Origin of the sequence: Pseudomonas rubra (assembly GCF_028656935.1) — a bacterium.
Classification (GTDB): domain Bacteria; phylum Pseudomonadota; class Gammaproteobacteria; order Pseudomonadales; family Pseudomonadaceae; genus Aquipseudomonas; species Aquipseudomonas rubra.
Genome location: NZ_JAMDGZ010000010.1, coordinates 1 through 15,565, shown reverse-complemented (window position 1 = coordinate 15,565; position 15,565 = coordinate 1). Strand labels below are relative to the sequence as shown.

The window sequence follows — 15,565 nt, the reverse complement described above, 5'->3', positions numbered from 1 at the left end:
CAGTTCTCGAGGCAGAGTCAATGTGGCCATGATTGATGCTTTCACTTGCCAGAAAAAGCCGCTAAAACAACAGATTCTTTCAATGATTTTTTGATAATAGAGGGTGGGCTGGTGCGTATCGACGATCTGCAACTGTTCGTCCGGGCCGCCGAAACGGGCAGCCTGTCAGCGGCGGCACGCCTGCTGAACCTGTCACCGGCAGTTGCCAGTGCCTCGCTCAAGCGTCTTGAGCAGCAACTGGGCGTGCGCTTGCTGGCCCGTTCGACCCGCAATCTGCGCTTGACCGCCGAGGGTGAAAGTTATTTGCAACATGCCCGATCTGCGCTGTCGAGCCTGGAGCAAGGACGACGGGTCCTGGCCCATGGTCAGGATCAGGTCGGTGGCACCCTGTTGTTGTCGGCGCCGTCGGACTTCGGCCGAAACGTGCTGCTGCCCTGGCTCGACGAACTGCAACGCGAGCACCCGCAGCTCAATGTGCGCCTGTTGTTGGGCGATCGTAATGCCGACCTGTTTCGCCAGTCGGCGGATATCGCCTTGCGTTATGGCGCCCCGGAGGACTCCAGACTGGTGGCCTTGCCCCTGTGCCTGGATAACCGGCGGGTGTTGTGTGCGTCTCCTGCCTATCTGGCCCGTTGTGGGGAACCGGCACAGATTGCTGAATTGGCACAGCACAATTGCCTGTTGTACCAATTGGGCAATCGCATCCACGACCACTGGCGATTTGGCCAGGGGGCCAGTGCCGCGAGCGTGGGCGTGAGCGGTGATCGTTTCTGTGATGATGCCGATGTGGTTCGGCGCTGGGCCGTGGCTGGGGCGGGGATTGCTTACAAGTCTTGGCTGGATGTTGCCGGTGATGTGCAGGCGGGTCGCTTGAAGTTGTTGTTGCCGCACCTGCGTGGTGAGCCGGCGCCCTTGAACTTGATGTGTACCCACCGGGCGCAGTTGGGCAAGCCGGTGCAGTTGTTGCGGGATTTAATTAGAGCACGTTGCCAGGCGATGTTTGAAATGTTGGACAATTAAATTGAACGGAAAAATCTTCGCTGCTGTGCCTACATGTTAAACACTATTAATTGTAAGTTGGAGCAAAAATTGTTGTAGGTTTTATCGGGTTGTTGGTTGTTGTTGATAGCCCGGTTGTTGATAGCGAGATACGTGTTGTGGGGGCTGGCGTGTTCCACTGGAAATGCCTGCGCTGTGCTGAGCGCAGAGGCCCTGGCTGAGGTTGCCAATACCATGGGGCTGGTCGAAATATTGTTTGCGCTACCCGGTTTATAATGGATCCAGCAGTCATTTCCAGCGAGAGATACTTCCATGTCCAGGCTGGCAAGGGTTGTCTCTCAACCAGACGTTACCTGGCTTTGCCCCGGGTCGAGTTTCGCTGAAGTGTGCTTGGTCGCAAATACGCTGAAAGACTTTTGTATATTCTTATTGCGACGAGATGACGGCGACGTTGATAACGTTGACTTCCTGGCTCTCTGGCATCGGACACCTCGCAGTAAATGCTGCCGACATGGTTAATCAATCGATATCAGACATGATCTCGCAGGGAGTTGAGATATGAAACCAGTAACGAGTATCAGCCAGATCGCCAGCTTGCTGGCCGACCCGAAACGCAGTGCCATGCTTTGGGCCTTGATTGATGGCATGGCGCGTCCGTCCGATGAGCTGGCCAGCATGGCAGGCCTGACCCCGTCCTCGGCCTGCGCTCACCTGGCCAGATTATCCGCCAGTGGATTGCTCAAGCTGGAGCCAAGGGGGCGTAAACGCTATTTCAGGCTGGCCGCACCGGAAGTCGGGGCCGCCGTCGAAGCGCTGGCCAGCGTCCAGGTAAACATGCCCGAAGGCAGTCCCGAGCAGGCGGTGGGCGGTATCCCCCTGTCCATGCGCCGGGCGCGATTGTGCGGGGATCACCTGGGAGGCGAGTTGGCTGCGGATCTGTATCAGCGCTTGTTCGATGCCGGCTGGCTGGAAGGTAGCGAGCAGCAAATCGAAGTCACCAGTATTGGACGTACACAGTTTGCCGCTTACGGGATTTTCATCGGCGCCCTGGCCCAGCATCAGCGTCGCAGCTTCAGCAGTTGTCGCTGTTGCAGTGAATGGAGCGACCACCGTCCTCACCTTGGTGGCGCGCTGGGCAGCAGCTTGCTCAAGCTGTTCCTGCAGTCTGGCTGGATACGTGAGAGTGAAGCGTCACGGATGTTGCAGATCAACGCCCAAGGTTTGGCGCATATCAACCGTATGGCCCAACTGCCGGTATTGAAAACCGCAGGCTGAGCCAGGCAAGGCGTCGTTGCGCGGTGCGGCAGCACTTGGGCTGCCACACCGTTGCGGCTATTGGTCAGGGTTTGACCAGGCGCGCGTCCAGGCTGTTCTGTGCCAGGCGCCGGGCCTGATCCTGGGTCATGCCCAGGTGTTCATGCAGGGCCTGGAAGTTCTCGGTGACATAACCACCAAAGTACGCGGGGTCATCGGAGTTGACCGTGACCTTCACGCCACGCTCGAGCATGTCGAGGATGTTGTGCTGGCTCATGTGGTCGAACACGCACAGCTTGGTGTTGGACAGCGGGCAGACAGTCAGCGGGATCTGCTCGTCGATGATCCGCTGCATCAGGCGCTCATCTTCGATGGCGCGTACGCCGTGGTCGATGCGCTGGATTTTCAGCAGGTCGATGGCTTCCCAGATGTACTCGGGCGGGCCTTCTTCGCCAGCGTGGGCAACGGTCAGGAAGCCTTCGCTGCGGGCACGGTCGAACACGCGCTGGAACTTGCTTGGCGGATGGCCCATTTCCGAGCTGTCGAGGCCGACGGCGATGAAGGCATCGCGAAACGGCATGGCCTGGTCGAGGGTCTTGTGTGCTTCCTCTTCACTCAGGTGGCGCAGGAAGCTGAGGATCAGGCCACTGCTGATACCCAGTTGTTGCTGGCCATCCTTGAGGGCGCCGCTGATGCCCTTGAGCACTACTTCAAAGGGAATACCGCGGTCGGTGTGGGTCTGCGGGTCGAAGAACGGCTCGGTGTGAATCACGTTCTGCGCCTTGCAGCGCTGCAGGTAGGCCCAGGTCAGGTCGTAGAAGTCCTGCTCGGTGCGCAGTACATCGGCGCCCTGGTAATAAAGGTCGAGAAACTCCTGCAGGTTGTTGAACGCGTAGGCGCCACGCAGGGCTTCGACATCGTTCCAGGGCAGGGCGATCTTGTTGCGCTCGGCCAGGGCGAACAGCAACTCGGGCTCCAGCGATCCTTCCAGGTGCAGGTGCAATTCTGCCTTGGGCAGCGCGTTAAGCCAGTCGTACATGGTTTTGCTGTCTCATCAGGTGCGGTTGTCGCCATTCTACACAGCGCCAGCGACCCACAGAAGCAGCGCCGCAGTACCCAAAGGGTAGCGGCGCTGGCCAACCCTTAGCCTGCGATCAGTTGCGCCGCCGCCTGACGGTGATCGGCGATCAGGGCCTGGACATCCAGGCCTTCGATCTGGCCGTCGATAACTCGCCACTGGCCGCCGACCATGACCCGGTCAGCACGGTCGGCGCCGCACAGCAGCAGGGCCGAGAGTGGGTCGTGGCTGCCGGAGAAACGCAGTTCGTCGAGCTTGAACAGGGCAAGGTCGGCCTGCTTGCCCACCGCCAGCTCGCCAATGTCGCTACGCCCAAGTAGCTGTGCCGAGCCGCGGGTGGCCCAGCCCAGGACACGTTCCGGGGTAATCGCTTCGGCACCATAACGCAGCCGTTGCAGGTACAGGGCCTGGCGCGTTTCGAGGATCATATTGGAGGCATCGTTGGAGGCCGAACCGTCCACGCCCAGGCCCACCGGTGCGCCGGCCCCGGTCAGGTCCAGGGTCGGGCAGATGCCTGAGGCCAGACGCATGTTCGAGCTTGGGCAATGGCAGATGCCGGTACCGGCAGCGCCCAGGCGGGCGATCTCGTCCGGATTGAAATGGATGCCATGGGCCAGCCAGGTGCGGGGGCCGAGCCAGCCGACGCTATCCAGGTAATCCACCGTGCGCAGGCCGAAGCGCTGCAGGCAGAAGTCCTCTTCGTCGAGGGTTTCGGCCAGGTGAGTATGCAGGCGCACGTCCAGTTCTTCGGCCAGCTCGGCGCTGGCGCGCATGATTTCTGGCGTGACCGAGAATGGTGAACAGGGTGCCAGGGCGATCTGGATCTGCGCGCCTTCATCACGTTCGTGGTAACTGTGGATAAGTCGCTGGCTGTCGGCGAGGATCACTTCGCCCTGCTGCACCGTCTGCTGTGGCGGCAGGCCGCCGTCGGCTTCGCCCAGGCTCATGGAACCGCGGGTGAGCATGGCGCGCATGCCCAGTTTGCGTACCGCTTCGACCTGCACATCGATGGCGTTTTCCAAGCCTTCGGGGAACAGATAATGGTGATCGGCGGCGGTGGTGCAGCCCGACAACAACAGCTCGGCCAGGGCCACGCGGGTCGCCAGTTCAAGCTTGGCCGGGGTCAGCCGGGCCCAGACCGGATAGAGGGTTTTCAGCCAGGGAAACAAAGGCTGGTTGACCACTGGCGCCCAGGCACGAGTCAGGGTCTGGTAGAAGTGGTGGTGGGTGTTGATAAGTCCCGGCAGCACAACGTGTTCGCGGGCATCGAAGACTTGTCCACAGGGGCTGGCCGGGCTTTGGCCAAGGCCGAGTACTTGCTGGATACGGCCGTCTTCAATCACCAGGCCGCCACGGGCGTCGAGGGAATTGGCTGTGAAGATGGCGAGGGGGTTTTTTAACCAGATGCGGGTCGCAGGCATGGTGCCGGCTCCTCTGAAAGTGGGTTCAGGTTAGCCAGCTCAGTGTTGCCCTGTCTGCTGATCCAGGTCCGCCGCGGTGGGCGAGGTGTCGAGTCTACACCCACCGCGCGAGGGTTCACCAGATCAGGCTGTCGCCTTTGTAATTGATGAAGTGCAGGCCGCCCTTGCCGGCGTTAGCATTGATCTGCTCAAGCATGCCCTGGGTGCTGGTCAGCACGTCGATCTCGGCGTTCTCGCCGCCCATGTCAGTTTTCACCCAGCCCGGGTGCATGGCCAGGACGGTCTGTGGTGGTTGTTGCAGGGTGACGAAGCTGTTGATCATCGAGTTCAATGCCGCCTTGCTGGCCTTATACAGACACATCTCGCTGCCGTCGGGAATGGCGACGCAGCCAAGGATCGAACTCATGAACGCCAGCACACCATCGTTTTGCAGTTGAGGGGTGAAGCGCTGGGCAACGCGAATGGGCGATACCGCATTGGTCATGAACAGATCGCCCACATCGGCCAGTTGCGCAACTTCGGCGTTCTGTTCGCGAGGTCCCATGACACCGGCATTGACGAACAGCAGGTCAAACGACTGACCTTGCAGCCGTTGGCCGAGCGCATCAAGTTGCTCACCGCTGTTCATTTCCAGAGTTTCGACTTGTACCCGCGGCAGGGCGCTCAGGGTGTCGGCCTTGGCCGGATTGCGCACGGTGGCGATCACATTCCAGCCGTCTTCCACCAAGCGTTGCACCAAGCCAAGGCCCAGGCCGCGCGAGGCGCCGATGATCAGGGCGGTTTTGTTCGTGGACATGGAAAACTCCTCTGAGGGGATAGCAAGGATTGATCAAAGAATAACCAGTCTAGCCAAGCCGTGGCCCCGTACGCTGTTGGCGCAGGGGTGCACGGCTTATCCACAGCTTGCTCCACAGTATTTGTGTGCAAGCTCACAAGCGCGGTAAAAGCCGTTCCGTGACCGGTTTCAGGCGCCATAGCTGGGGATAACTTACTGATTTTTCGGCAGTTGAAGCGTTGTCATCAAATCTTGATCAAAATATGATCGTTCTTCTGCAGACCCCGTGGGCCAAGGCTCGCAGGCGAATGCCCAGAGCTTATCCACAGCCGGGCCCACAGTGAATGTGGGCAAAAGTTCAGGCGCGCTCCAGCAAGATCCGGCCACGGCTGAGGTCAGCCAACTGGCGCTGCAGCAGTTCTATCTGTTCCTCGCCCAGGGCCAGGCGCAAGTCCACGCCATTAGCAGTGAATTGTTCATCCAGCACCAGGCCATCGGCTTCGGCCACGCGTAATTTGAGCAGTGCCAGTTCGCTGAAGCTGCAACTGCAGGTCAGCTCGCTGCGGCTGACCAGCAAGCGTTTTTCGGCCTGCTGCAGACACTTGTTGGCGCCACCACCATAAGCCCGGGCCAGGCCGCCGGTGCCCAGCTGGATGCCGCCGTACCAGCGGATCACCAGCACCACCACCTGATCGCAATCCTGGGCCTCGATGGCGGCCAGGATTGGCCGCCCGGCGGTGCCACCGGGTTCGCCGTCGTCGCTGCTGCGGTACTGTCCGCCCAGTTTCCAGGCCCAGCAGTTGTGAGTGGCGGCCAGGTCGCTATGGTGTTCGATGAAACCCATGGCGTCGGCCGGGCTGCTGATCGGTGCAGCCAGGGTGATGAAACGGCTCTTGCGAATCTCTTCGCGAAACTCGCAGGTGTCGAGCAGGGTAAAAGGCATAAGGCAGGTTCAGTCGCGAAGTGTCAGGCCACAGCCCTTGAGAATGATGTGGATAAGATTGTTGCTGGCATCTTCCATGTCCTGCTTGGTCAGGCGGCTGCGGCCGGTGACCTGGCAGATCTGGGTGGCGAAGTCGGCATAGTGCTGGGTGCTGCCCCAGAGCAGGAAGATCAGGTGCACCGGATCGACCGGGTCCATCTTGCCGGCGTCGATCCAGGCCTGGAACACTGCGGCACGGCCCTTGAACCAGGCGCGGTAGTCTTCACTGAAGTAGTCGCTCAGGCACTGCCCGCCACTGATGATTTCCATGGCGAAGATCCGCGAGGCCTGCGGATTGCGCCGGGAAAACTCCATTTTGGTGCGGATGTAGCTGCTCAACGCCTGGGCCGGGTCATCGTCGACGGTCAGGGCGTTGAAGGTGCTGTCCCACAGTTCGATGATGTTGCTCAGCACCGCCACGTACAGGCCGAGTTTGTTGGTGAAGTAATAGTGCAGGTTGGCCTTGGGCAACCCGGCCTTGAGGGCGATGGTGTTCATGCTGGTGCCCTTGAAGCCGTGGCGGGCGAATTCGTCCTCGGCGGCCTGGATGATGGCCTGCTCGTTCTTCTGGCGAATGCGGCCGGCGGGCTTGCCCGGGGCGTGGGAGCGATGCGCAGGGACTTCAAAGGTCATGAACGGTTCCAGACAAGGCAATGGGTATCTCTTATGACTGGCTAACCTACCAGCATTAGCCCTCAGCGAGTAGCCGCCAGGTTTTCGAGGAAGCTTTCCAGCACCAGGTGCGGGCGCCGGCCTTTGCGCGTTACCCAGCACAGGCTCAGGTCGTAGAAGCGTTCGACGGGCTTGAGTGCACGCAGCCGGCCTTGTTGCACCCAGAAGCTCGCATAGTGGTCCGGCAGGTAGCCAATATAGCGTCCGGTCAGAATCAGAAAGGCCATGCCTTCGCGGTCCGAGGCGCTGGCGGTGCAGTTCAGTGCCTGGTAATGGGCCTGGACATCGGAAGGCAGACGGAACGTCGGAGCAATGGCATCCTGGCTGTTGAGACGCTTGTCCTCCAGTTGCCGGTCATCGGCATAGAACAGCGGATGGCCGACCGCGCAGTAGAGCAGCGAGCGCTCGCTGTACAGCGGTTGGTATTCAAGCCCCGACAACGGGCTGGTCTGCGGTACCACGCCGACATGCAGACTGCCATCAAGCACGCCCTGTTCGACCTGGCTGGGAGCGATCATGCGGATCTGGATACGCACGTCCGGGCCACGGTCCTTGAGCTGGGCCAGGGCGTGGGTAATGCGCATGTGCGGCAAGGTCACCAGGTTGTCGGTCAGGCCGATGTTCAGTTCGCCGCGCAAATGCAGGTGCAGGCCGTTGACCTCGGTGCGAAAGCTTTCAAGGGCGCTGAGCAGTTGCAACGCCGACTGATACACCTCGCGGCCTTCCTCGGTCAGCGAAAAACCGGCACGCCCCCGCTGACACAGGCGCAAGCCCAGGCGCTGCTCAAGGTCGCTCATCTGCTGGCTGATGGCCGAGCGGCCGATACCCAGCACGTTCTCGGCGGCAGAAAAGCCACCGCACTCCACCACGCTACGGTAGATCTTCAGCAGGCGGATATCGAAATCGCTGACCTGGGCCAGGGTTTGTGGACGTTTCACGCAGTGCCTTTGCATTCAGGGACATGAAAGTCACACAACATACGCTGATCAGACATTCTCGCGCCAGCGCCGAGCCTGTACGAGCAGGGCCGGGGCGAAGTGCAACACGACCATCCGCAGCAAGTGATGCGTCAGGACGAAAACCACATTCAGCCCACCGCTGAAAGCGACGATGGCGATTGTCTCGATGGCGCCGGGCATGTAGGCCAGCCACAAGGTGAGTGGGTCGTTGTTCAGCACTCGGGCAGCGATCCCGGCAAAGGCTGCGGCGACCAGCAGCATCAGGCCCACGGACATTAGCCCGGCTCGGCCGTGGCGAACCAGTTCTGCCGGGCTGATCTGCCTGAACCTGGCGCCGATCATTACACCAAGGAGCAGTGCTGCACCATCGACGCTCCATTGCGGCATATGGAAGGCATGCAGCAATCCAAGCTTTACATAGACCCCTGTGGCAATGATCGCTGTCAGCATGAATGGAGCGGGAACACCGAACTTCAGCAGCAAGCGGCCAAGCACAATGCATAGCATGATCAGCGACAGCAGGGTCAGCGCGGTAACGATGGTCCATGGGCTGCTTGCGCTGACAGGCGCTCCGGCATTTGCCGGTATGCACAGACTCACCAACAGTGTGATCGACAGCAGGCGCACCAGGTGAACAACGATTACTTTGCTGGAGGCACGTTCAGACTCAAGCAAATCGAATACCGCGGCCAAGGCGCCAGGATAGACGGCAAGCAGTGAATCCTTGCGGTTCCATGCCGAGGCTTTCTGTAACCACACGGCGGCCACGGTAATCTGCGTTGCCAGGCACAGGAGCAACAAACCGATACTTGGCAGCATGGTTGCGACTGTCTGGTTGTCCCAGGCCTCGAACATCAGGCCGGTGGCAATGCCCAGGACGATCTGCACGTAGCCCATGCCCAGGCGAAGCTGCGGAGCGACATTGAATTTGCTGACGACAATTGCCGTCGCCACTATCGAACCCAGCAGCAGACCATGGGGGACGCCAGCGTACTGCAAGGCAGAACCTGTCACGGCTGCGATCAGCAAACACACGAATGTTTTCATAAGCTCAGGTGCTCAATGCACGAAGACTTCGGTAGATGGTTTCAGCCTGCATTTGCAGGACGTCGATATTGCTGACGGCATAGAACACACCTGTGGTCGGAGCGCCAATGGCAAAGATATTAGACGGCCCCTGGCGGTTAATGACACGACAATCGTCATAACGTACGGCGATGCCGCCGTACTGATGCTCAATACAGATACCGGATGCAGCGAGGTTCTGGTAGAGCGCACCTTGCATCGAATCGCCTGCGCCGGTGGCATTGACCATGTTGGCGAACCGGCAATTGAATTCACGCCCGCGTGCCAGAAAGCCGTCTGGTTTCACACTGATATCGGACAGGCCGGTTCGACAGGCCAAGCGTCCCGAATGCATATGCTGGTGAATCTTGACCCAGTTTTCCTTGGGGATGGGCACCCGTAGTTGTCTCCAGGCACCGCGAAAGCGTTTTACGAAGACTTTCCTTTCGCGCTCGCTGAGCAGGTTCCAGATCATCGGTACGATCAGGTTGGTTGACGAGAACACCGAGTAGATATCCTCACGGGCCAGCGAAGCCTGGGTGTGATCGCGCATGAGGTCATCGAGTGTGGTGTCGATGCCCTGCGCCTCCAGTTCTTCATCGAACAGCGCCCGCACCGTTTTCAATGCCGAGCCACCGCAGCGCAGGCGATGCTTGATGGTGTGCTCATTGAGTACCTTTAGTGCCCTTGGCTGATAGCTTTCGCTGTAGTTGGGAATCTTGCTGCTACGAGTCAACATCGTTACATGATTGTCAGGATCGGCATCGAGCAGTGTCAGGGCAACGTCGATGGCCGAGAGTTGGTTGCCGAGAACGCCGATGCTGTCAGAACGAATATCGGCAAGCCGCGTTGTCGGGTAGGGGTTGTTGATGTATCCCGCAGCGCCCTTGAGTCGATAGAAGTCGGTGGGTTCGGCATTCCCCGTTGCCAGCACCACAGCCTTGTATCCGGGGTGTGCACCCGACACGGTGCTCAGGTCATAACGCCCTTGGGACGCAGTCATCCCGGTGATGTGTTCACGGTAATACTGAATCGATGTGTGTTCGCGCAGTGACGACTGCACGGACTCTTCGAGGAACTTGCCGAACAGTGGTCGAGGTTGATAGCCATTGCCCTGGGCCATGCCATGAGTCTGCAACCACCGTTTGAAATCACCCTGTTCGCGCAGGTACATCAAGTTGGCGGGGCGGTTGACCAGGTTGCTGAGAATATCCTGCTGGTAAGCCTGACCTGATCCGCTACTGCCGGCTGTATCGAACACATCGATCCTCAGTGCCGGTGTCAGGTACTTGAGCCGTTCAAGAACGATTGCACCGCTATAGCCCAGTCCAACGACTGCTACCTTGCCCATATCCAATCCTTGATGTGGTGTTGCTCCAGGCGTGATAACGCCCGTTGCAGGGTGTCAACCAGCCAGGTCATGGCTGGCGACGAAGCCCGGCTGTCGGGGTGTCCTTCAGTTGGCGTACGAAGGGATGCTGGCTTATGACCAGATGAAGGTATCCCTGACCCAACTGTCGAGTTGCATGAGATGGTCGCTGACTTCTTTCTCACTGTTGCCCTCGACAATCGCCGAGACGATTTCGCCATTGGTCATTCTCATTCCGGAGTAATCCGCGCCCTTTTGGGCCGTGACGGAGCAATAGCGAATGAAGGGCAAGTCAATAGATGTCGGGAAGTCAATCAGCTTGCCAGTGCGCGGAGGGACATTCAGTTGGCCCAGCAAGTGGCGTTGAGGGAGCAGTGATTTCAACGAAGCCGATTTGCCGCCACGCTCGGCATCGATCAGGGTCAGGCGCGGATTCAGCCCATAAGCCAGGGTCAATTCCTGATTGACGCTACAGCCTCCCAGGCGACAGGCGATTTCACAGACGATGAGGTCGTCGCCGTCGAGAAACACTTCAAGGTGGAACAGCAGGTTGCCCAGGTTTGGCAATGCCTGCTCGATGATGCGACGGGTCAACTTCACGCTTTGAGCATGCAGCGGATTGCTTTGAGCCAGCATCTGGAAACCGAGACTTTGCCCGTCAAGGAAGTCCAGGCAGGTGACCGTCGAACGTACCGGGGAAATAATCACCGGGTTACCATCGATGTAGAGGCCATTGACGTTCAGCAACGGCGCATCGAGGTACTTTTCGACCATCAGGTTATGCAGTGTTGTGCCGTCCTGCTGCTGCAGGTAGTCGCGCAAGTTGTAGATATCGCGTAACACACGAACGCCCCCCGAACCTCGACCATCACGAGGTTTGACTACCACCGGGTAACCGTACCGCTCGATGAAGTCGTTGATTTCGCAGGCCGAGCCGACTACGGCCATGGGGTTGATGCGAATGCCGTGCGCTGCGAGCTTCTGCTTCATGAGGAATTTGTCACGGTACAGCAGCGTCATGGCCTCATGGCGCGTGCGCAAGCCATTGAGACGATCCTTGATCCGCGCCACCCGCAGCAGGTCGACTTCAGCCAGTGCAATGACCGTGTGGGTGCCCAGTGCTCTGGCCGCCGCCAGGGCATCGATTTCAACCAGAGCCGACTCATTGAAATCGGGGTAAAGCCTGAAAGATTCGATCAGGGTGGGGAACTGCTGGTGAAGCGCAGTTTTGCCGGCTATGTCGCTGTAAATCAGCGAATGGTTGCCCAGTACGTTCAACCATTCTTGTTCAGAATGCTGCAGGAGGATTTTCACGGGGCAGAACAGGATTACAGGGTTCAAAGGATTTCCTTATCGTGATTGTCTTGGCGCGACAGATGCACAAGGCCGCCCATGGTGCGCATGTAGGTACGGTGTCAGGCCGACTTGCGCGCTCTTGCGCTCTTGGAGTGGGATTCTCGAAGGTTATCTGTACGCGAGCGCTGTAGGTCTGTAGGAAGTATTGGGAGGTGTGATGGCTTTGGGCTAGAGGGGTTTGACGTTAGACAGGGTGAGACTCATCTATCGTGACTGTAGGTAAAGCCACATTAATGTAGGGGGGATTTTCGCAACTCATTGATTGACGGCAAGATATTTGATCTCTCGCAATCGAGCCGCAACCAAGGTGACGCCAGAAGTCAAATGTTTAACAGAGGGCAAACTAAGGATTATAAATTCCAGATTTTCCAAACCTTACGTCCATGCCAAGTTAGCGCTATCAACACTTGTCGCTGCCTAATTGCCCTGCGAGGACTTGCCCGATGAATTTGCCTGAAAACGCTCCTGTCGGTCTGGCTAGCCAGCTCAAGCTGGACGCCCACTGGATGCCCTATACCGCCAACCGCAATTTTCAGCGCGATCCTCGGCTGATCGTCGCCGCCGAAGGCAGCTACCTGACCGACGACAAGGGTCGCAAGATCTATGACGCGCTGTCCGGCCTGTGGACCTGCGGCGCCGGTCACACCCGCAAGCAGATTCAGGAAGCGGTATCGCGCCAACTGGGCGTGCTCGATTACTCGCCTGCCTTCCAGTTCGGCCACCCGCTGTCATTCCAGTTGGCCGAGAAGATCACCGACCTGACCCCGGGCAACCTCAACCACGTCTTCTATACCAACTCTGGTTCCGAGTGCGCGGACACCGCGGTGAAGATGGTCCGTGCCTACTGGCGCCTGAAAGGCCAGGCCACCAAAACCAAGCTGATCGGCCGTGCCCGTGGCTATCACGGGGTGAACATCGCCGGCACCAGCCTGGGCGGCGTCAACGGCAACCGCAAGCTGTTCGGCCAGTTGCTCGATGTCGATCACATTCCGCACACTTTGCTGCCGGGCAACGCCTTCACCAAGGGCATGCCGGAAGAGGGCGGTATTGCCCTCGCCGATGAAATGCTCAAGTTGATCGAGCTGCACGATGCCTCGAACATCGCCGCACTGATCGTCGAGCCGTTGGCAGGCTCCGCCGGCGTGCTGCCGCCACCGAAGGGCTACCTGAAACGCCTGCGCGAAATCTGCGATCAGCACAACATCCTGCTGATCTTCGACGAAGTCATTACCGGTTTTGGCCGCATGGGTTCGATGTTCGGTGCCGATGCCTTCGGCGTTACCCCGGACCTGATGTGCATCGCCAAGCAAGTCACCAACGGCGCCATCCCGATGGGCGCGGTGATCGCCAGCAGCGAGATCTACCAGACCTTCATGAACCAGCCGACCCCGGAGTACGCGGTGGAATTCCCCCACGGCTACACCTACTCGGCGCACCCGGTCGCCTGCGCCGCCGGTATCGCCGCGCTGGACCTGCTGGAGAAGGAAAGCCTGGTGCAATCGGCCGCCGAACTGTCGCCGCACTTCGAGAAAGTGCTGCACGGGGTGAAGGGCGCGAAGAACATCATCGACATTCGTAACTACGGCCTGGCCGGTGCGATCCAGATTGCCGCCCGTGACGGCGATGCCATCGTGCGCCCGTACGAGATCGCCATGAAGCTGTGGAAAGCCGGCTTCTATGTGCGCTTTGGTGGCGACACCCTGCAGTTCGGCCCGACCTTCAACAGCCAGGCGCAGGAACTGGACCGCCTGTTCGATGCAGTCGGCGAAGCCATCAACCAGGTCGATTGATCGTCCCTCTCTATATAAGCAGTGGGCGCGAGTGAACTCGCGCCCAGGCATACCCCTTACTGGAGTTTTGCATGAGCACTGTTCAACACCTGATCAACGGCGAACTGGTCGCTGCTGACGCGCGCACCGCCGATGTCTTCAACCCGTCCACCGGCCAGGCTATCCACAAGGTCGTCTTGGCCAGCAAGCAAACCGTGCAGCAGGCCATCGACTCGGCCAAGGCCGCCTTCCCGGCCTGGCGCAACACGCCACCGGCCAAGCGTGCCCAGGTGATGTTCCGCTTCAAGCAACTGCTGGAGCAGAATGAAGCGCGTATCTCCCAGCTGATCAGCGAAGAGCACGGCAAGACCGTGGAAGACGCCGCCGGTGAACTCAAGCGCGGTATCGAGAACGTCGAGTTTGCCTGCGCCGCCCCGGAAGTGCTCAAGGGCGAGTACAGCCGCAACGTCGGCCCGAACATCGATGCCTGGTCCGACTTCCAGCCGCTGGGCGTGGTGGCCGGGATCACCCCGTTCAACTTCCCGGCCATGGTCCCGCTGTGGATGTACCCACTGGCCATTGCCTGCGGTAACTGCTTCATCCTCAAACCATCGGAGCGTGATCCGAGCTCGACCCTGCTGATCGCCCAGTTGCTGCACGAGGCCGGCCTGCCCAAAGGCGTGCTCAATGTGGTGCACGGCGACAAGGAAGCGGTTGATGCGCTGATCGAGGCGCCTGAGGTCAAGGCCCTGAGTTTCGTGGGTTCCACGCCTATCGCCGAATACATCTATGCCGAAGGTACCAAACGCGGCAAGCGCGTCCAGGCACTGGGCGGGGCGAAAAACCATGCGGTGCTGATGCCGGATGCCGATCTGGACAATGCTGTCAGCGCACTGATGGGCGCAGCCTACGGTTCTTGCGGCGAGCGCTGCATGGCCATCTCCGTGGCCGTTTGCGTTGGTGACCAGGTGGCCGATGCGCTGATCGCCAAGCTCGAACCGCAGATCAAGGCACTGAAGATTGGTGCCGGCACTTCCTGTGGCCTGGACATGGGCCCACTGGTGACCGCTGCGGCCCGTGACAAGGTGGTTAGCTACATCGACGACGGCGTGGCTGCCGGTGCGCAACTGGTGGTCGACGGTCGTGGTTATCGGGTTGCAGGTAACGAAGACGGCTACTTTGTCGGCGGCACCTTGTTTGATCGCGTGACGACCCAGATGCGTATCTATAAAGAAGAGATCTTCGGGCCAGTACTGTGCGTGGTGCGCGTAGACAGCCTGGAAGAGGCCATGCGCCTGATCAACGAACACGAATATGGCAACGGCACCTGCATCTTCACCCGTGACGGTGAAGCGGCGCGTCTGTTCTGTGACGAGATCGAAGTGGGCATGGTCGGCGTCAACGTTCCGCTGCCGGTACCGGTGGCTTATCACAGCTTCGGCGGTTGGAAGCGTTCGCTGTTCGGTGACCTGCATGCCTATGGCCCGGATGGCGTGCGTTTCTACACGCGCCGTAAAGCCATTACCCAGCGCTGGCCGCAACGTGCCAGTCATGAAGCATCGCAGTTTGCGTTCCCTAGTTTGTAAGGTAGGCAAGTAAAGGAGGGGCGGGCCGCTAGGCCCGCCCCTTTGTCTTCGGGCTTTTTGACCGTTGCGACAGTTTTATTGAAGTAAGCCCTTGACGCGCCATTTAATCTCTCTATAATTCGCACCTCTTCCGGCGCAGTCGGAACTGAAAACTCCTTGAGTTTCAAAGAGTTAGCGGTTCAGGATGGTGTTGGAGGGGCTTCGATCGAAAGGTCGGTAGCGGTGAAAAAGGTGGTTGACAGCGGATTGAAACGCTGTAAAATTCGCCTCCCGCTAACGA

Annotated in this window: 13 protein-coding genes; 4 read left to right on the top strand and 9 right to left on the bottom strand. The window is 59.4% G+C overall.

The genetic code is table 11. The features are described from left to right. The first annotated feature begins 108 nt into the window (after positions 1 to 108). Together M5G17_RS04205 and M5G17_RS04200 are read left to right on the top strand one after the other, a co-directional pair. Positions 109 to 1,020, top strand: a complete 912-nt coding sequence (locus M5G17_RS04205) for a LysR family transcriptional regulator (protein WP_273891887.1) — start codon at positions 109 to 111, stop codon at positions 1,018 to 1,020. A 537-nt stretch (positions 1,021 to 1,557) separates the two neighbouring features. Continuing rightward, a complete protein-coding gene (locus M5G17_RS04200; protein ID WP_273891762.1) occupies positions 1,558 to 2,274 on the top strand; it encodes an ArsR/SmtB family transcription factor in 717 nt (238 codons plus the stop codon). A 64-nt stretch (positions 2,275 to 2,338) separates the two neighbouring features. Here the strand turns inward: M5G17_RS04200 and M5G17_RS04195 are convergent, their stop codons facing one another. The 9 genes from M5G17_RS04195 to M5G17_RS04155 all read right to left on the bottom strand — a co-directional run bounded on the left by M5G17_RS04195 (position 2,339) and on the right by M5G17_RS04155 (position 11,915). Then, positions 2,339 to 3,292 carry an adenosine deaminase gene (locus M5G17_RS04195; RefSeq protein ID WP_273891761.1) on the bottom strand — a complete coding sequence of 318 codons (954 nt, stop codon included), beginning with the start codon at positions 3,290 to 3,292 and terminating at the stop codon, positions 2,339 to 2,341. Positions 3,293 to 3,396: 104 nt separating this feature from the next. Beyond that, positions 3,397 to 4,752 (bottom strand): 8-oxoguanine deaminase, encoded by a 1,356-nt coding sequence (locus M5G17_RS04190; RefSeq protein WP_273891760.1) that lies wholly within the window; start codon positions 4,750 to 4,752, stop codon positions 3,397 to 3,399. A gap of 115 nt (positions 4,753 to 4,867) precedes the next feature. Beyond that, the gene (locus M5G17_RS04185; protein ID WP_273891759.1) at positions 4,868 to 5,548 is read right to left on the bottom strand and encodes an SDR family oxidoreductase; all 681 of its coding nucleotides are present in this window, start codon (positions 5,546 to 5,548) and stop codon (positions 4,868 to 4,870) included. 337 nt (positions 5,549 to 5,885) lie between these two features. Continuing rightward, complete coding sequence (locus M5G17_RS04180; RefSeq protein WP_273891758.1) at positions 5,886 to 6,470, bottom strand: IMPACT family protein; 585 nt, start codon at positions 6,468 to 6,470, stop codon at positions 5,886 to 5,888. Between the two features lie 9 nt (positions 6,471 to 6,479). Continuing rightward, a complete protein-coding gene (locus M5G17_RS04175) occupies positions 6,480 to 7,142 on the bottom strand; it encodes a TetR/AcrR family transcriptional regulator (protein ID WP_273891757.1) in 663 nt (220 codons plus the stop codon). 62 nt (positions 7,143 to 7,204) lie between these two features. After that, positions 7,205 to 8,134, bottom strand: coding sequence for a LysR family transcriptional regulator (locus M5G17_RS04170; protein ID WP_273891756.1), 930 nt, complete (start codon positions 8,132 to 8,134; stop codon positions 7,205 to 7,207). 33 nt (positions 8,135 to 8,167) lie between these two features. Continuing rightward, positions 8,168 to 9,187: an AbrB family transcriptional regulator gene (locus M5G17_RS04165; protein WP_273891755.1), complete on the bottom strand. Its 1,020-nt coding sequence runs from the start codon at positions 9,185 to 9,187 to the stop codon at positions 8,168 to 8,170. 4 nt (positions 9,188 to 9,191) lie between these two features. Further along, positions 9,192 to 10,556 carry an FAD/NAD(P)-binding protein gene (locus M5G17_RS04160; protein WP_273891754.1) on the bottom strand — a complete coding sequence of 455 codons (1,365 nt, stop codon included), beginning with the start codon at positions 10,554 to 10,556 and terminating at the stop codon, positions 9,192 to 9,194. 132 nt (positions 10,557 to 10,688) lie between these two features. Next, positions 10,689 to 11,915: an ATP-grasp domain-containing protein gene (locus M5G17_RS04155; protein ID WP_273891753.1), complete on the bottom strand. Its 1,227-nt coding sequence runs from the start codon at positions 11,913 to 11,915 to the stop codon at positions 10,689 to 10,691. A gap of 458 nt (positions 11,916 to 12,373) precedes the next feature. On the opposite strand from M5G17_RS04155, the gene aptA reads away from it, so the two are divergent. After that, positions 12,374 to 13,720, top strand: coding sequence for an omega-aminotransferase AptA (gene aptA, locus M5G17_RS04150; RefSeq protein ID WP_273891752.1), 1,347 nt, complete (start codon positions 12,374 to 12,376; stop codon positions 13,718 to 13,720). 71 nt (positions 13,721 to 13,791) lie between these two features. Beyond that, a complete protein-coding gene (locus M5G17_RS04145; RefSeq protein WP_273891751.1) occupies positions 13,792 to 15,285 on the top strand; it encodes a CoA-acylating methylmalonate-semialdehyde dehydrogenase in 1,494 nt (497 codons plus the stop codon). Positions 15,286 to 15,565 lie beyond the last annotated feature (280 nt).